Origin of the sequence: Paracoccus sp. S4493 (assembly GCF_000967735.1) — a bacterium.
GTDB classification, from domain to species: Bacteria; Pseudomonadota; Alphaproteobacteria; order Rhodobacterales; family Rhodobacteraceae; genus Paracoccus; species Paracoccus marcusii.
Genome location: NZ_JXYF01000463.1, coordinates 1 through 992 on the forward strand (window position 1 = coordinate 1; position 992 = coordinate 992).

Here is a 992-nt window from a genome sequence, read left to right on the forward strand (position 1 = left end):
CCCGCCTGCCGATCCTGTTTTCCGAAGGCGTCGGCAAGGGGCGCATCAGCCTGCAGCGGTTCGTGGCGCTGACCGCGACCAACCCCGCGCGGCTCTATGGCCTCTATCCGCAGAAGGGCAGCATCGCCATCGGCGCGGATGCCGACCTGGCGCTGTGGGACCCGACCCTGACCCGGCCGATCCGACAGGCGCAGCTCAACCACGGCTGCGACTACACGCCCTACGAGGGGATGGAGATCACCGGCTGGCCGGTCCGGACCCTGCTGCGCGGCCGGACCATCGCGCAGGACGGCGTCCCGGTGGGCGATCCCACCGGGGGGCACCTGTCGCGCGCCACCAGCGAGGCGTTCGCCTAGACGTCGAAGTTGCTGGGCAGCACGATCATGTCGCGGATCGTCACGTTGCGCGGGCGCGTCAGCATGTACATCAGCGCGTCCGCGACCTCGACCGGTTCGATCAGGGCGCCGGCATCCTTCATGCGCTGCAGGCGTTCGGGTTCCCAATCCGCCAGCAGGGCCGAGATGACCGGCCCCGGAGAGACCTGTCCCACCCGCACGCCGTGGCCCATCAGCTGGCGGCGCATGGTCTGGACGAAACAGGTCACGGCCCATTTCGACGCGGTATAGACCGGCTCGACGTGGATCGGCGCGTGTCCGGCGATGGAGCTGGTGACGATGATGTCGCCCGTGCCGCGTTCGATCATGTGGGGGGCCACCGCATGGATGTTCTTCATCACCGCGTTGACGTTCAGGTTCAGCATGCGGTCGATGGCGGCCGGGTTGGTGTCGACCAGATTGCCGCCGATATAGCTGCCCGCGTTGCACAGCATGATGTCGATCTGGCCGACCTTGTCCAGGATCTGCGGCACCATCGCGTTGCAGCTGTCCGCGTCCAGCAGGTCGGTGACCTGGGCGATCGCGTCTGCGCCCAGCTCGCGCGTCAGCGCGTCCAGCGCGTCGGCGTTGCGGTCGACCAGCATCACGCGGGCGCCC

General features: G+C 68.4%; 2 protein-coding genes. One reads left to right on the forward strand and one right to left on the reverse strand.

Features of this window, described 5'->3' with window-relative positions:
- The coding region (locus TW83_RS18470) for an amidohydrolase family protein (protein ID WP_045984250.1) at nucleotides 1–356 on the forward strand (356 nt) is incomplete at its 5' end.
- Here TW83_RS18470 and TW83_RS18475 read toward each other — a convergent pair.
- Nucleotides 353–992: SDR family oxidoreductase (locus TW83_RS18475; protein WP_045984251.1), on the reverse strand; the 640-nt coding region annotated here is incomplete at its 5' end. The two genes, TW83_RS18470 and TW83_RS18475, sit on opposite strands and share 4 nt — an antisense overlap.